Below are 15,225 nucleotides of genomic sequence, written 5' to 3'. Positions count from 1 at the left end.
GGCCAGCGAGCGTAGGGAGGGAAGCGGGCGGCGGAATCGGGGAGAACCCTTGTCGTCCTGCGGAACGGCGGAGTCGCGCAAAGAGTCGGGTCCGGGGGATTGACGCACTTGCTGACAGGCAGTCTCATAAAAGGGTCGCCGATGTGACCGGTGGTAACGCTCCGCCGTGCCCAGACCCGCAGTGAGGTGCAGCCATGACCACAGCCTCCGAACTCGGTACCGACCACCCCCTCCTGCGCGACGCACTCGGTCGGCTCAAGGACCGCGAGGAGGTGGCCGAACGCCTGCTGGAGGCGTCCCGGAAGCACTCCTTCGACCCGGACGTGGAGCTGGACTGGGACGCGCCCTTCGAGGAGGGCAAGTGGTTCTGGCCGCCCGAGCTGGTGTCCCTCTACGACACGCCCCTGTGGCGCCGGATGTCCGAGGAGCAGCGGATGGACCTGGCCCGGCTCGAGGCGGCCTCGCTGGCCTCGCTGGGCATCTGGTTCGAGATCATCCTCATGCAGCTCCTCGTCCGGCACATCTACGACAAGCCGCTCACCAGCAGCCACGTGCGCTATGCGCTGACGGAGATCGCCGACGAGTGCCGGCACTCGCTGATGTTCGGGCGGCTGATCAACCTGGGCGGCTCGAACCCGTACCCGGTCAGCCGGTTCAACCACAACCTGGCCCGCGTCCTGAAGACGGTCTCGACCACGCCCGGCTCGTTCGCCTGCACCCTCCTGGGCGAGGAGATCCTGGACTGGATGCAGCGCCTCACCTTCCCCGACGAGCGGGTGCAGCCGCTCGTGCGCGGCATCACGCGCATCCACGTCGTGGAGGAGGCCCGGCACGTGCGCTACGCGCGGGAGGAGCTGCGGCGGCAGATGGTGTCCGCACCGCGCTGGGAGCAGGCGCTCACCCGCCTCAGCGCCGGTGAGGCGGCCCGCGTCTTCTCCGTCGCCTTCGTCAACCCGCAGGTCTACACGGACGCCGGACTCGACCGGCGGGAGGCCCTCGCCCAGGTACGGGCGAGCGCGCACCGGCGCGAGGTCATGCAGACGGGCGCCAGGCGGCTGACGGACTTCCTCGACGAGGTCGGCGTGCTGCGCGGCGTGGGCCGCCGGCTCTGGATCAGCTCCGGCCTGCTCGCCCCCTGACGCCTCCGCGAACGCCCGGGCAGGGCGTTCCGCCTGCTCCGCGCCCCCTGCCCCACGTCGCCGACCGGCCGGGCGCGGTCCGCCCCCGCGCCCGGTGCGCACCTGCCCGGAGCGGTTCGTCCGGCCCCCCGTTACCCTGCTGGGCATGACCGCCCCCGCGTACCGACGACTCAGCGTGGAACAGCGGCGGGCCCAGCTCATCTCGACGGCGCTCGGCCTGTTCGCACACCGCCCGCCCGAAGAGATCACCCTGGACGACGTGGCCGCCGCGGCGGGCGTGTCGAGGCCGCTCGTCTACCGCTACTTCCCCGGCGGCAAGCAGCAGTTGTACGAGGCCGCGCTGCGCCAGGCCGCCGACGCCCTGGAGGCCTGCTTCGACGAGCCGACGGCCGGACCCATGACCGAGCGGCTGCTGCGCGTGCTGGACCGCTACCTGGCCTTCGTCGAGCAGCACGACGCCGGGTTCACGGCGCTGCTGGCGGGCGGCAGCGTGGCGGAGACCTCGCGGACGAACGCCATCGTGGACGAGGTCCGCAGAGCCGCTGCCGAGGAGATCCTCAGGCATCTGGAGGTCCCGGAGCCCGGGACCCGGCTGCGGATGGCGGTGCGGACGTGGATCGCGGCCGTGGAGGCGGCCTCGCTGATCTGGCTGGACGAGGGCCGGGTGCCGCCGCGCGAGGAGCTGACGGCCTGGATGGTCGAGCAGTTCGTCGCCCAGCTCCTGGTGACCGCGACCCGGGACGAGGAGTCCGCGCTCGCGGTCGCGACGGCGGTGGCGACCGAGGAGCGCGAGGGCCCGGCCGGGGAGCTGTTCCGGCGGCTGGTGCCCGTCCTGAGCGTCGGAGAGTCGCTGCTGTGACACTGGCCGGGTGAGAAGCGAGAAGACGGTGTTCGTGGGCGGCCCGATGGACGGCCGGGTCCTGGACGTGCTGCTGGGCCCGACGGGCCGGCCGCCCAAGTGGTACGAGATCCCGGTGCCCGACGCGGAGGGCGGCCCGCCGGTCGTCCACGTCTACCGGCTGGAGCCGGCCGGGACGTCGCGCCTGGGGATGCCGCGCGGCTGGCGGTACGTGCACGAGCCGGAGGGGCGCCCCCCGCGGAACTGGCCCTGGCGCGGTAAGCGGACCTGAGGGCGGCGGCGCCGGGGGACGGCGGGCGCCGCCGCGGGCGGCGGCCCGGTGCTCACCAGGGGGTGATTTCTGGTGGGCCGGTTGACCTAGCCGTCGGCGACAATATGACCGTACGACCTCCGTATCGCCTCTGCTGGGTGCGGAGGTGATGAGGTGTCAGCCACACGACGCTCCGCACGTCGGGCCGGAGCACGTCGGGCCGGAGCACGTCGGGCCGGAGCACGTCGGGCCGGAGGGCTGGGCGCCGCCACGGCCGTGGTGCTCGCCCTCACCGCGCCGTCCGGTCCGGCCGTCTTCCCCGCCGTCGCGGGGATCCTCCCCACCCCGCCCGGCGGCTCGGCCGCGGGGACGTCGGAGGAGCCTGCGGTACCGGTGTGGCGAGGGCGGCTGACGGGCCCGCCCCGACACCCTGACGCACCCCGACCCCCGTCCCCGGACAGCCCGGAGAGGCCGGCCCCGGACGAGCCGCCCGGCCCGCGCGAGGCGCCGGACGCCGCGCCCGAGGTCGCGGACCCCGAGGCCGCGGAGGGCACCGGAGAGACCGCCGGGCGGTCCGTGGGCGAGCTGCTGGGCCGACTGCGCACCCTGTACCGCGAGGCGGGCTCCGCGACCGAGCAGTACAACGCGGCCGAGGAGGCCCTGCGCGAGCAGCGGGAGAAGGTGCAGCGGCTGCGGAAGCGGCTGACCGGGGCCAGGGCGGATCTGGACGCACAGCGGCGGGCGGCCGGACGGCTGGCCCGCGAGCAGTACCGGGGCGGCAGCGTGGCGCTGGACCCGTATCTGGGGATGCTGCTCAGCCGCACCCCACAGGACGCCTTCCACCGCGGCCACGTCCTGGACGAGGCCGCGCAGAGCCAGGCCGCCACGGTGCGCAGGCTCGCGGCGGGCGAGCGACGGCTGCGGCGCACGGCGGAGCGGGCCCGGCGCGCGCTGGAACGGCGCGAGCGGCTGGCCGAGGACGAGGCCGAGCGGCGGGACGCGGTCCTCGGCCGGCTGGACGACATCTCCCGCCTGCTGGCCTCGCTGAGCGACAGCCAGCTGGCCGCCGTCAGGGAGCGCGAGCGCGCCGAGGTGCGGCGGGCCCAGCGCGAGCTGCTGGACGACGGGAAACTGGGCTCGGACACGCAGGCCGCGGCCCGGGCTCCGTCGGCGGCGGGGGCGGCCGCGGTGCGGAACGCGCTCGCGCAGGTGGGCAAGCCGTACCGGTGGGGCGCGGAGGGCCCGGCCGCGTTCGACTGCTCGGGCCTGACCTCCTGGGCCTGGGCCGAAGCAGCGCGTCCCATTCCGCGCACGAGCCAGGAGCAGTGGCGCCGGCTGCCCCGGGTCGGGCTGGACCAGCTGCGTCCCGGGGACCTGGTGGTGTACTTCGCCGAGGCGACCCACGTCGCCCTGTACATCGGCGACGGCCGGGTGGTGCAGGCGCCCCGCCCGGGGGCCGCCGTCAAGGTCTCCCCCGTGGCGGCCAACCCCCTGCTGGGCGCCGTCCGCCCGGACCCCGACGGACGCCCCCTGCCGCGGTACGCGCCGCCGCCGCTGCCGCCGGGGGCGGGCGAGGGCGCCGACGCGGGCTACGGCTCGGCGCGGGCGCCCTCGTCGTCCCCCGCGCCGGGGCCCGGCACCTCGGCCGTCCCGGGGCCCGGGACCCCGTCCACGCCGCGGCCCGGGGCCTCGGCGGCGCAGGGCCCCGGTGCCACGGTCAGCCGGTGACCGAGGCGAGGTAGGCCTCCGCCTTGGCGGGATCGAAGAACCATTCCTCGAAGTCCGCCGGGTCGTTGAAGCCGTTCGCGAACCGGTCGGCGACGGGCTGGAGCTGCCCCGCCGCGCCCAGCAGGTTCACCACGTGCTCGGGCGGCGGGGCGAGCATGGCGTTCGTCCACTTGGTGACGTGCTGGGCCGTCTCCCAGTAGCGGTCGAAGGTGGCCTGCATCCACTCCTCGTCGAACGGCCGGTCACCGTGCTCGACGATCGAGGCGAGGTAGGAGGCGGCGCACTTGGAGGCGGAGTTGGAGCCCTGCCCGGTGATCGGGTCGTTGGCGACCACGACATCGGCGACGCCCAGCACGGCACCGCCGCCGGGCAGCCGTCCGACGGGCTTGCGCACGGTGGGGGCGTAGCGGCCGGCGAGCGTGCCGCCCGCGTCCGTCAGCTCGACGTTCGTGGCCCGCGCGTACTCCCAGGGGAGGAACTTCTCCATCAGTTCGAGCGTGGTCGCCAGGTGCTCGGCCGGGTCCTTGACGTCCTGGAAGACGTCGAGCGGGCCCCCGGGCACCCCCTCCCAGAACAGGATGTCGCAGCGCCCGGACGTCGTCAGACACGGCATGACGAACAGCTCGCCGACGCCGGGGACGAGGTTGCAGCGCACGGCCTCGGTCTCCGGGTGCTCCGGACGCGGCCCGAGGCCGTGGACGTAGGAGACGGCCAGGGCGCGCTGCGGGGCGTCGTAGGGCGAACGGGCGGCGTCCCGGGCGAACATCGACACGAGCTCGCCCTTGCCCGCGGCGACGAGGACGAGGTCGTAGGTCCGGGCGAAGAAGTCCAGGTCGGAGACGGCGGCGCCGTGGACGACGAGCTGGCCGCCGCGCTGGGCGAAGGTCTCGAGCCAGCCGGCCATCTTGAGCCGCTGGTCCACGGACTGCGCGTAGCCGTCGAGACGGCCGAGCCAGTCGACGGGACGGGAGGCGTCGGGCGCGGCGATCGACACGCCGAGGCCCTCGATGCGGGGAGCCTGGCTCTCCCAGAAGTTGATCTGGGTGTCCCGCTCGTGCTGGAGCGCGCGGTCGAACATGCACTGGGTGGACATGACCCGGCCGCCCCGGATCTCGTCCGCGGTCCGGTTGGACATGACCGTGACGTCGTAGCCCTGCGCCTGCAGACCGAGCGCGAGCTGGAGACCGGCTTGTCCGGCTCCCACGATGAGTATTCTGCGCATGATCGAAGCTCTCCTCGTAACTCTTGCGCGCGTCGCACCGCCGGGGTGACCGGCGTGCTGGCTGGTGGACGGACGGATGGACGGGCCCGGCGGTGGCGGGAGGACCCCGGTGGCGGGTCAGGCGGGGGTCAGGTCCACCGCGTGGCCGACGAGAGCGGACAGGGACTCGACGACGCTGTCGGTGCGCCGCGCGTCCATGATCACCACAGGGACGTCCTCGGACACGGACAGCGCCTCGCGCACGTCGGCGACGTCGTGGCGGTGCGTGCCCTCGAAGTGGTTGACGGCCACGATGTAGGGGAGGCCGCAGCTCTCGAAGTAGTCCAGCGCCGGGAAGCAGTCGTCCAGGCGGCGGGTGTCGGCCATGACGATCGCGCCGATCGCGCCGCGCACGATGTCGTCCCACATGAACCAGAACCGCTGCTGGCCCGGCGTGCCGAAGAGGTAGAGCACGAGGTCGGCGTCGAGCGTGATGCGCCCGAAGTCCATGGCGACGGTCGTCGTCGTCTTCTCCGGGGTGGCGTCCAGGTCGTCGGTCTGCTCGCTGGCCCGCGTCATCACCGCCTCGGTGGTGAGCGGCTCGATCTCGGAGACGGCGCCGACGAACGTCGTCTTGCCGACGCCGAAGCCACCGGCCACGACGATCTTCGTCGCTATGGGCGCGCGCGAGGTGTCCCGCTGCCAGTCCCGGAGCTCCTCGGCGGGCTCCACCGGGGGCAGGGGCGCGGGGCCGGTCAGCACACCGGCCCCGGCCGGGGACGCCGCGTCCGTCGCCGGGGCGGTTCGAGCGGTCGGTGCGGTGTCAGAGCCTGCGAAGTCCACCCAACACCCTTTCCAGTAGTGCACGGTCGGGGCGCCCTGCCGTCTCCCGGCCGGTTCCGTAGACCCGGATACGGCCCTGGTCGGCCAGGTCGCTGAGAAGGACGCGGACGACGCCGAGCGGCATCCGGAGCACGGCGGCGATCTCGGCGACGGTACGCATGCGCCGGCAGAGCTCGACGATCGCCCGCATCTCCGGCATCACCCGGTCACGCAGACCCTCGCGGCTCAGCCCCGGCAGCTCGCGCAGCGGCTCGGGGGCCTCGATGGCGGCGACGAAGGTCTCCACCAGCAGGACGTGTCCGAACCGGGTCCGGCCGCCGGTGAGCGAGTAGGGACGGACCCGGGCGGGCCTGCGGTCGGCGACCGCGCCCCGCACGGGCAGGGGAAGATGGGAGGTCACTGGTCCAGCTCCATCGACTTGCGCAGTTCGGTGCGGAGTTCGGGCGTGAGCACGTGCCCGGCACGCCCCACGAAGAGGGCCATGTGGTAGCCGACGACGTCCATGTCGCAGTCGGGGGTCGCGTACGCGCCCAGCAGGGAACCGTCGCTGATGGACATGACGAACAGCGCGCCCTCGTCCATGGACACCATCGTCTGGGTGACCGTCCCGCCCTCCATGAGCTTCGCGGCACCCGTCGTCAGCGAGCCGACGCCGGAGACGATCGTGGCCAGGTCTGCGCTCGAACCCTTCGGCCCGGTGCCCGGCCCCTCCGGGTCCTTCCCCGCGGTGGCCAGCCCCGGGTCGGAGGAGAGCAGGAGCAGCCCGTCGGAGGAGACCACGGCGACCGAACGGATGCCGGGCACCTCCTCGACCAGGTTGGCCAGTAGCCAGCGCAGGTTGTCCGCCTCGCTGCGGCGTGTGTGCGCGGTGGTCGACGCGTTCACTGACGTGCCTCCTCGGTGCCACCCATGTCGTCCGCCCCCGCGCGGTCGCTGGAAGTTTCCTGTGCGCTGCCCGAGTCCCGCTCGGGCGGGGCGTCGGACGGTGTGTCGGCGGCGAGTTGAGCCGCCGCCTCACGCAGGCCCGCACGGGCGCCGCGCTGGAAGCCGCCGAGCCGTCTGCGCAGCTCCTCGGCGTTCACCCCGCTCCGGGCCGCACCGCCGGTGGCGGGCCCGGCCGTCGGGGCGCTGACGTGCGGGGTGCGCTTGGGCAGCCCCTTGTCCGTGAGCCGCCGGGTCGTCGGCGGTTCCTCCTGCGCCCTGGCGTGCTCGTCCGGCTCGTGCGCCTGCCCGGGCAGGCGGACGCCCTCGGGCGCGGACGGCTCCGGCGCGGGCGTCGGATCGGGCTCCGGCGTCGACTCCGGCGCCGGCGCGGGCGTCGGCTCCGGCTGCGTCTTGCGGAGAGCGAAGCGGCGGCCGGGACGGGTGGGCAACGTGTTGGAGTTGGCCTCCGCGACGGAGCCGGGCATGCCCGTCGCCGTCGCCGTGCCTGCCTCGACGGTCCCGGTGGTGCCGGGCGCCGGGCGGTCGGGCAGCAGTGCGCTGGGCAGGACCGCGACGGCGGTGATACCGCCCTCCCGCTGGGCGCGCAGCTGCACCCGGATGCCGTGCCGGGCGGCGAGCCGGGCGACGACGTAGAGCCCGAGGCCCAGCTCGTCGCGCCCCTCCGGGGCCGGGGGACGCCGGTCCGCGGGCTCGCCGAGCAGTTCGTTGAGCTCCACGAGGCGGTCGGCGGCCATGCCGATGCCCGTGTCCTGGACGGAGAGCATGACCTCGCCGTTCTCCAGCAGCCAGCCGGAGAGCTCGACGTCGGCGTCGGGCGGCGAGAAGGAGGTGGCGTTGTCCAGCAGTTCGGCGACGAGGTGGCTGACGTCGTCGGCCGCGTGCCCGGCGACCTGGGCGTGCGGCGGCAGGGACGTCAGTTCGACCCGCTCGTAGCGCTCGATCTCGCTGACGGCGGCGCGGAGGACGTCCAGCAGGGAGACCGGCTGCGGGTGGTGGCCCGAGGCCGTGTGCTCGGCGCCGGCCATGAGGAGCAGGTTCTCGCCGTGCCGACGCATGCGGGTGGCCATGTGGTCGAGCCTGAAGAGGGTGGCCAGCCGTCCGGGCTCGTCCTCCTTCTCCTCCATGGACTCGATCAGCGCGAGCTGCCGTTCGACGAGGCCGAGGCTGCGCAGGGCGAGCCGGACGAACGTACCGTGGACGGCGCTGGACAGCCCGTCCAGCTCCTCGCGGAGGGCCGCCTGTTCGGTGGTCAGCCGCCGGTGCTCCGCGCTGAGCCGGTCCCGGGCGGCGGCCTGCTCGGCGGCGTCGGCCTCGGCGGCCCCCGCCCGCTCCGCCAGCGCCACCGCCGCCTCCCGCAGGGCGTTGACGGCGCGTACGACGTCCGCGAACTCGTCGTTGCTCCCGGTGTACCTCACCGGTTCCTCGGCGACGGGATCGGCGGCCACCCGCTGGGAGCCGCGCCGCACGGCGGCCAGGGGACGGGCCATGGAGCGCGCGGTGCTGATGCTGACCCCGGCGGCCAGCAGCACAGCGGCACCGAGCAGGGCGAACCGCAGCTGGAGAGCGGTGACGTCGTCGTCGCGGAGCTGCTCGAGACGGGCGACCTCGGCGCCCGCCAGCGAGGAGTGCAGGCCGCGCATGCGGTCGACACGGGCCGTCAGCGTGGAGGCCACGCGCTCCTGGTCGACGTCGAGTTCGGCGTCGTCCAGCCGGGGCCGGTCGGCCAGGCGGCCGAGGTATGTCTCCGCCGTCGTCACGTCGGTGCCGTTGACGGTGCTGGAGAACCGCTCGCGGGTGGTGTCGGGGGCGTGGCGCTCGAAGTCGGCGAGGGCCGTCTGCTCGCGGACGCGGGCCTCCTGGGCGGTGGCGACGAGGCGACTGTCGCCGTCCTGCGCGGTGAGGGCGCCGAGGAGCAGTCCGCGGGTGCCGGAGGCCTCGGCGACGGCCCGGCCGAGGTACGGCAGCGCGACGGCGGTACCGGCGGCGGCGACGTCGTCACGGGCCCGGGCGGGCAGCGCGCCGGCGGCGTCCTCGGAGACACCGCCGAGGGCGATCACGATGGCGGTGTAGCCGGAGTAGGCGGCCTGCGCGTCCTCGGCCCCGCCCGTGGCCGCCTCGGCCTGCTGGCGCAGCTCGGGCAGACGGTCGACCAGGGCCCTGACGTCGCCGGGCAGTTCGGGGCGCAGCTCGGCGACCTTGCGATCCACACGGGAGCGCTGGGCGGCGTCGGGTCCGTCCTCCGAGCGGTCGCCGGTGGTGGTGTGGGCGGCCGGGTGCGCGACGGTGGCGGCCGTACCGGTTCCACCCGCCGTCCCGGGGGTGGCGGTCGCGCCGACGGTTCCGGGGACGCCGGTGCCGGGCACCGTGGACTCGGGGAGGCCGGGGTCCTGGACGCCCGGGTCCGGAACTCCGGACTCCGGTACGTCGGCCTCGGGCACCTCGGGGGCGCTGTCGGCGCCGCGCTCGGCGAGGGTGCGGACGACGCCGTCCCGCTCGTCGGCGACGGCGTGGGCCAGGGAGACGGCGCGGCGCGCCACGTCGGCCCGGTCGACCAGCTCCTGGGACTCGGCCACGTCGGAGGTTCCCGCGACGACACTGGGTACCCCGGCGGCGAGCACGGCCACGGTGCACAGGGCCACCGAGGCGAGCAGTCGGTTGCGCACGCGGGCCCGGCGTCCGGGGACGTCCTGGGCGTCGGCCTGCCGACCGCGGCGGCCGACTCGAAGTCGCTGCATCCCCACCCGTGCTCGCATTCTCCTTCCGCCGCCCGGACGGCTCCGGTCGGCGACTCCTACGGCGCGGCAGGGCAACGCCACACCGCATGACGGCATCTGACCCTGCATGGGTCCTTCGGACGCGGGTGGGACTTCGTCTTCCCGGCCACTCGAAAAAGTGAACCTCACCGATGTGACGTGGAACAACTCCGAGCGCCTCCGACCGGGTGGCGGGCGGGACTTTGGGGCTTGGAACCTGTGCCGGGGCGTGACAGGATGCGCACCCGCAGTTTCACGGACCGCTTGATTCCGGGAGATCCAGGCGGAAAGACCCACGAACAGCGAGCCCCCGACGTGGTATGGACCTGGCGGCACCCCACGCGAGGGCGATGTCGGCATCCCTCCGGCGCCACGGCACCGCCACCGGGCGTGGCTTGGGCACACTGGCACCATGCGCGTGGAGATGACCACCCGGCCGGGAAGCGGTGAAGTCCCCAACGAGGACCTCGTTTCGGCGATCCTGCCGGGGGACGGCCTCGGCGGCGCCGTCGTCGTCCTGGACGGGGTGACGCCGCCCGACGGTCCCGACGGCTGCCGCCACGGCGTCCCGTGGTACACGGCGCGGCTGGGCGGTGGTTTGCTGGAACTGTCCGCTTCGCGCCGGGATATGACGCTGGCCCAGTGCCTGGCCGCGGCAGTGCTGCGTACCTCCTCCGAGCACCGTTCAACCTGTGACCTTTCTCACAGGCGCACCCCCCAGGCGACGGTGATCGTCGTGCGGTGGGACGGGGACGTCGTCGAGCATCTGGTCCTCTCCGACTCCGTGCTGCTGCTCGAGTCCGCCGACGGGACGGTGGCGCCCGTCCTGGACGACCGGCTGGACCGGGTGCGTGCCCTGGCCCGCACCGCGCCGCCGGGCGGGCGGGCCGCCCGGATCGAGGCGCTGCGCAACGTGGCCGACGGATTCTTCACCGCCGCCGCCGACCCGGCCGTCGCCGAACGGGCCGTCACCGGGACGACGCCGCGTGCCCGGCTCCGCTCGCTGGCCGCCCTGACGGACGGCGCCGCCCGCTGGACCGAGACCTTCGCCCTCGGCGACTGGACGGCGCTGAGCACCGCGCTGCGCGAGCACGGCCCGGAGGCGGTGGTCTCCCAGGTGCGGGCGGCCGAGGCGGCCGACCCGGACGGCGTCACCCACCCCCGGGGCAAGGCGCGGGACGACGCGACCGCCGCCCTCGTCGTGTTCTGAAGGGGCCGGGGCTCCACCCGGCGCTCAGGACTGGCTCTCGGCGTCCTCCGGGGTGTTGAGGCGGTGGAGGAGGCGGGCCAGCTCGGCGATGTCCGAGCGTTCCCAGTCCGCGAGCTTGCGCAGATAGCGCTCGCGCCGGGCCTGCCGCACGCGGGCGAAGCGTTCCCGGCCCTCGGTCGTGAGATCGACGAGAAAGGCCCGGCCGTCGGCGGGGTCGGGGGTGCGCACGAGCAGGCCGAGTGCCTCCAGCGCGCTGAGCTGACGGCTCATCGTGCCCTTGCCGACGCCGAAGTAGCCGGCCAGTTCGGTGGCGCGCAGCGCCCCGGCCTCGTCCAGGCGCAGCATGATCCCGTAGGCGGACGGCTCCAGGTCCGGGTGGACCGCACGGGCCATCTCACCCGAGGACGCGCGGGCCCGCCGGAGCAGGACCGACAGCTCGCGTTCGAGGTCGAGCACCTCGGGGGCGGACCCGTGGCTCATGTCGGCTTCTCCTTCCCGGCGTCCGGGCTCGGGCTTCTCGCGTCCCGGTCTTCTCGGCCGTCACGCCAGTATTACGCAGGGTTTCACGGACGGCTCCGCCGTCGTGCCGGGCCGCTCCCCGGGGCCCGCGCCCCGCGGGAGGACGTGGGCACCGGGGCGCGAGGGTCACGCCGCCAGCGGGACGCGGTGTCCGTCGGACGTCGCCGGCGTCAACGCCAGCTCCAGCACCCGGCGCACGTCCGAGACGGGGTGGATGGTGAGCCCGGCGAGGACGTCCTCGGGGACGTCGTCCAGGTCCGGCTCGTTGCGCCGCGGAATGATCACCTCGGTGATCCCGGCCCGGTGTGCCGCGAGCAGCTTCTGCTTGACGCCCCCGATGGGCAGGACCCGGCCGGTCAGCGAGACCTCGCCGGTCATCGCCACGTCGGGACGCACCTGGCGGCCGCCGAGCAGCGAGGCGAGGGCGGTGATCATGGTGATGCCCGCGCTCGGCCCGTCCTTGGGCACGGCCCCGGCCGGGACGTGCAGATGGACGCCGCGCTCCTTCAGATCCCCGACGGGCAGCTCCAGTTCGGCGCCCCGCGAGCGGAGGTAGGACAGGGCCAGCTGCCCGGACTCCTTCATGACGTCCCCGAGCTGGCCGGTCAGCGTGAGCCCGGCGCCGCCCGTCTCCGGGTCGGCGAGCGAGGCCTCGATGTAGAGGACGTCGCCTCCGGTCCCGGTGACGGCGAGCCCGGTCGCCACGCCCGGCACGGCGGTGCGGCGGCGCTCCGGGTCCTGGGCGGACTCGGGGGTGTGGTGCGGGCGGCCGAGCAGCTCCCGCAGCTCCCCGGGCCCCACCGTGGCGGGCAGGTGCTGCTCCCCCAGCTCGCCGCGCGCCACGACCTTGCGCAGCAGCCGGGCGAGGTGACGCTCCAGGGAGCGGACGCCGGCCTCCCGCGTGTACTCGCCGGCGAGCCGTCGCAGTGCCTCCTCGGTGACGGTCACCTCGTCGGCGTCCAGCCCGGCCAGGCCGAGCTGGCGGGGCAGCAGGTGGTCGCGGGCGATGGTGACCTTCTCCTCCTCCGTGTAACCGTCCAGGCGGACGAGGTCCATCCGGTCCAGCAGGGGCTGCGGGATGGCCTCCAGGACGTTGGCCGTCGCGAGGAAGACGACGTCGCTCAGGTCGAGTTCGACCTCCAGGTAGTGATCGCGGAAGGTGTGGTTCTGTGCCGGGTCGAGCACTTCCAGGAGGGCGGCCGCGGGGTCGCCGCGGAAGTCGGAGCCGAGCTTGTCGACCTCGTCGAGCAGCACGACGGGGTTCATCGTGCCGGCCTCCTTGACGGCCCGCACGATGCGGCCGGGCAGGGCGCCGACGTAGGTGCGCCGGTGGCCGCGGATCTCCGCCTCGTCCCGGACCCCGCCGAGGGCGACGCGGACGAAGCTGCGGCCCATGGCCCGGGCGACCGAGGCCCCCAGCGAGGTCTTGCCGACCCCCGGCGGGCCGACGAGCGCGAGCACGGCTCCGCCGGAGTGCCGAGGGGAGGCGGCGCGTTCCGCGTCGTCGTTCCCGCCCCGCTCGGCGCGGCGCTTGCGGACGGCCAGGTACTCGGTGATGCGCTCCTTGACGTCGTCCAGCCCGGCGTGGTCGGCGTCGAGCACGGCCCGGGCTCCGGGGATGTCGTAGGCGTCCTCGGTGCGCTCGCTCCAGGGCAGTTCGAGGACGGTGTCCAGCCAGGTGCGGATCCAGCCGCCCTCCGGGCTCTGGTCCGAGGCGCGCTCCAGCCGGTCGGCCTCCTTCAGAGCGGCCTTGCGCACCTCCTCGGGGAGGTCCGCGGCCTCGATGCGGGCACGGTAGTCCTCGCCCGGGTCCTCGTCGTCCCCGGTGAGCCCGGCCAGCTCCTTGCGGACGGCCTCCAGCTGACGCCGCAGGAGGAACTCCCGCTGCTGGCGGTCCACGCCGTCCTGCACGTCCTTGGCGATGGACTCGGCGACCTCCTCCTCGGCGAGGTGCTCGCTCAGCCAGGTGACGGCGAGCTTCAGCCGGGCCGCCGGGTCCGTGGTCTCCAGCAGCTCGACGCGCTGCTCGACGCTGAGGAACGGCGAGTAGCCGGCGTTGTCGGCGAGGGCGGCGACGTCCTCGATCTGCTGCACCCGGTCCACGACCTGCCAGGCGCCGCGCTTGCGCAGCCAGGAGGTGGTGAGCGCCTTGTACTTCTCGGCCAGCTCCGCGACGGCGCCCGGCAGCGGGTCCGGCACGTGCTCGTCGATCCGGGTGCCGTCCACCCACAGGGCGGCGCCGGGGCCGCTGGTGCCGGCACCGATGCGGACGCGGCGCAGGCCGCGGATGAGGGCGCCGGGGTCACCGTCGGCGAGCCGTCCGACCTGTTCGACACGGCCGAGGACGCCGACCGCCGCGTACTTCCCGTCCACCCGCGGGACCAGCAGCACGCGGGGCTTCTCCCCCGCCGGCGCGGCCGACCGGGCGGCCTCGACGGCCGCGCGGACCTCGGACTCCGTCAGGTCCAGCGGGACGACCATGCCAGGCAGGACCACGTCGTCGTCGAGCGGCACCACGGGCAGGGTGAGGGTCTCCTGTGACACAGCCATGACCTTTCCCTCGGCAGACAAGTTGAGCCTGGACGGCTCACGTGTGCCGATGTCAATGCCGCGGGCGCTCGGGGTGTTCCCCGTCCCGGACGCCGTTCGCCAGGAGCGGACGTGGAGGGTGGGAATCCGAGCTCGCTGGGGAGGTCTGGCGCTGCGGCGCAGGGCTGGCGAGCGCAGCCCACAGCGCAGGAGGCGCCCCTTACGCGGCCGAGCCACCACCGGACAGGCGCGCGGCCGAGCCCAGGCGCTGGTAGCGGCGCAGGAGGGGCCACAGGGCGATGCCGGTCAGGAGCGCCAGCAGATGGCTCCAGTCGGTGACCGGGTCCGTCAGGGTGACGAGGTCGGCGATGACGACGGTGGTGAGCCCGGCCAGCAGCAGCCAGCGCAGCCAGGTGACGTAGAGCACGCCCGCGAGGGCGCCCGCGCAGGCCAGGACACCGCAGCTGATGCCGTAGTCCAGCCGGGTGAGGGAGGAGCGCGGCAGGTGGTCGAGCGCGACGGCCGCCGCGACGGTGAGCTGGGTGGCCAGCGTGGCCAGGACGTGCCCGGCGATGAAGACGGCCGCCGTCCGCCAGCCGCCGACGCGGCGCTCCAGCCCCGTCAGGGCGAAGACGAAGCCGAAGGCGATCGGAGCCAGCAGCGGCCCGTTGTAGAACAGCGCGCTGGCGAAGAGCACGAACAGCGGCTCCTTGGCCAGGTGCTCGACGTCGGTGCTGGAGCCGGCCAGCCAGCGGCCGACGACCTCCGGGTCGCCGAACTCCGTGAGCAGCGTCGTCCCGATCAGGAGCAGCAGGTAGCAGAACGTGAACGGGGTGCCCTTGGGGTCCGGCAGGAGCCGGGCCAGGTGGCGGTGTGGGGGCAGGTGCGGCGGCCTCGGCGGGCTGCCCGCCCCGTCCGCGCCGGACGGGGCGGAGGTGCCGGAGGCGCCCGCGGGGCGGCCCGCCCGCCCGGCCGAGGGGGGCTGCGGGGCGGGGGCACCCTCGCCGGCCGCGGCCCGGACGCGTGACGCCGCCCGTACTGTGGTCCGCATCGACCGGGCTCCTTCCCTGTGCGGGCACGTGCTCAAGCGGGCCGGGCCCGCCCACGTCCCGGTCCTCGGTCAATGTCAGTGGTCGGCGCCACACCTGTCAACCGGCCGTGAGCGCATGTCATGGCCGGAAACCGGGCGGGTGGGCCCGGCATGGCCCGGTGCGGCGCGGCACCCGTACGCTTCTGCCACACACCTCGG

Annotated in this window: 13 protein-coding genes; 5 read left to right on the top strand and 8 right to left on the bottom strand. The window is 74.6% G+C overall.

The window, feature by feature from the left end; translation table 11 throughout:
- The first annotated feature begins 194 nt into the window (after window positions 1-194).
- The 4 genes from HPT28_RS09035 to HPT28_RS27605 all read left to right on the top strand — a co-directional run bounded on the left by HPT28_RS09035 (window position 195) and on the right by HPT28_RS27605 (window position 3,976).
- On the top strand, window positions 195-1,139 hold the full coding sequence (locus tag HPT28_RS09035; protein ID WP_219090445.1) for a diiron oxygenase: 945 nt from the start codon (window positions 195-197) through the stop codon (window positions 1,137-1,139).
- Window positions 1,140-1,284: 145 nt separating this feature from the next.
- Entirely contained in the window at window positions 1,285-1,998 is a 714-nt protein-coding gene (locus HPT28_RS09030) for a TetR/AcrR family transcriptional regulator (protein ID WP_219090444.1), read from the top strand.
- Between the two features lie 10 nt (window positions 1,999-2,008).
- Window positions 2,009-2,269: a hypothetical protein gene (locus HPT28_RS09025; protein WP_219090443.1), complete on the top strand. Its 261-nt coding sequence runs from the start codon at window positions 2,009-2,011 to the stop codon at window positions 2,267-2,269.
- A gap of 153 nt (window positions 2,270-2,422) precedes the next feature.
- Window positions 2,423-3,976, top strand: a complete 1,554-nt coding sequence (locus HPT28_RS27605) for an NlpC/P60 family protein (RefSeq protein WP_308119139.1) — start codon at window positions 2,423-2,425, stop codon at window positions 3,974-3,976.
- On the opposite strand, the gene HPT28_RS09015 is transcribed toward HPT28_RS27605, so the two are convergent.
- From HPT28_RS09015 to HPT28_RS08995, 5 genes are all read right to left on the bottom strand, one after another.
- On the bottom strand, window positions 3,966-5,198 hold the full coding sequence (locus HPT28_RS09015; protein ID WP_219090442.1) for a styrene monooxygenase/indole monooxygenase family protein: 1,233 nt from the start codon (window positions 5,196-5,198) through the stop codon (window positions 3,966-3,968). The genes HPT28_RS27605 and HPT28_RS09015 overlap by 11 nt on opposite strands.
- A gap of 117 nt (window positions 5,199-5,315) precedes the next feature.
- A complete protein-coding gene (locus HPT28_RS09010; RefSeq protein WP_308119143.1) occupies window positions 5,316-5,939 on the bottom strand; it encodes an ATP/GTP-binding protein in 624 nt (207 codons plus the stop codon).
- Window positions 5,940-6,000: 61 nt separating this feature from the next.
- Window positions 6,001-6,420: a DUF742 domain-containing protein gene (locus HPT28_RS09005; protein WP_219090440.1), complete on the bottom strand. Its 420-nt coding sequence runs from the start codon at window positions 6,418-6,420 to the stop codon at window positions 6,001-6,003.
- Window positions 6,417-6,905 (bottom strand): roadblock/LC7 domain-containing protein, encoded by a 489-nt coding sequence (locus tag HPT28_RS09000; protein ID WP_219090439.1) that lies wholly within the window; start codon window positions 6,903-6,905, stop codon window positions 6,417-6,419. The genes HPT28_RS09005 and HPT28_RS09000 overlap by 4 nt, the downstream gene beginning before the upstream one ends.
- Complete coding sequence (locus tag HPT28_RS08995; protein ID WP_219090438.1) at window positions 6,902-9,700, bottom strand: nitrate- and nitrite sensing domain-containing protein; 2,799 nt, start codon at window positions 9,698-9,700, stop codon at window positions 6,902-6,904. The genes HPT28_RS09000 and HPT28_RS08995 overlap by 4 nt, the downstream gene beginning before the upstream one ends.
- Window positions 9,701-10,130: 430 nt before the next feature.
- Between HPT28_RS08995 and HPT28_RS08990 the strand changes: the two genes are divergently transcribed.
- Window positions 10,131-10,928, top strand: a complete 798-nt coding sequence (locus tag HPT28_RS08990; protein WP_219090437.1) for a hypothetical protein — start codon at window positions 10,131-10,133, stop codon at window positions 10,926-10,928.
- A 24-nt stretch (window positions 10,929-10,952) separates the two neighbouring features.
- Here the strand turns inward: HPT28_RS08990 and HPT28_RS08985 are convergent, their stop codons facing one another.
- The 3 genes from HPT28_RS08985 to HPT28_RS08975 form a co-directional block, all read right to left on the bottom strand.
- Entirely contained in the window at window positions 10,953-11,408 is a 456-nt protein-coding gene (locus tag HPT28_RS08985; protein WP_219090436.1) for a MarR family winged helix-turn-helix transcriptional regulator, read from the bottom strand.
- A gap of 165 nt (window positions 11,409-11,573) precedes the next feature.
- Entirely contained in the window at window positions 11,574-13,997 is a 2,424-nt protein-coding gene (gene lon, locus HPT28_RS08980) for an endopeptidase La (RefSeq protein WP_219090435.1), read from the bottom strand.
- Window positions 13,998-14,196: 199 nt separating this feature from the next.
- Window positions 14,197-15,027, bottom strand: coding sequence for a rhomboid-like protein (locus HPT28_RS08975; RefSeq protein ID WP_257578287.1), 831 nt, complete (start codon window positions 15,025-15,027; stop codon window positions 14,197-14,199).
- Window positions 15,028-15,225 lie beyond the last annotated feature (198 nt).

Origin of the sequence: Streptomyces sp. JJ38 (assembly GCF_019303475.1) — a bacterium.
Taxonomy (GTDB): domain Bacteria; phylum Actinomycetota; class Actinomycetes; order Streptomycetales; family Streptomycetaceae; genus Streptomyces.
This window is presented reverse-complemented; position numbering and strand designations above follow the sequence as displayed.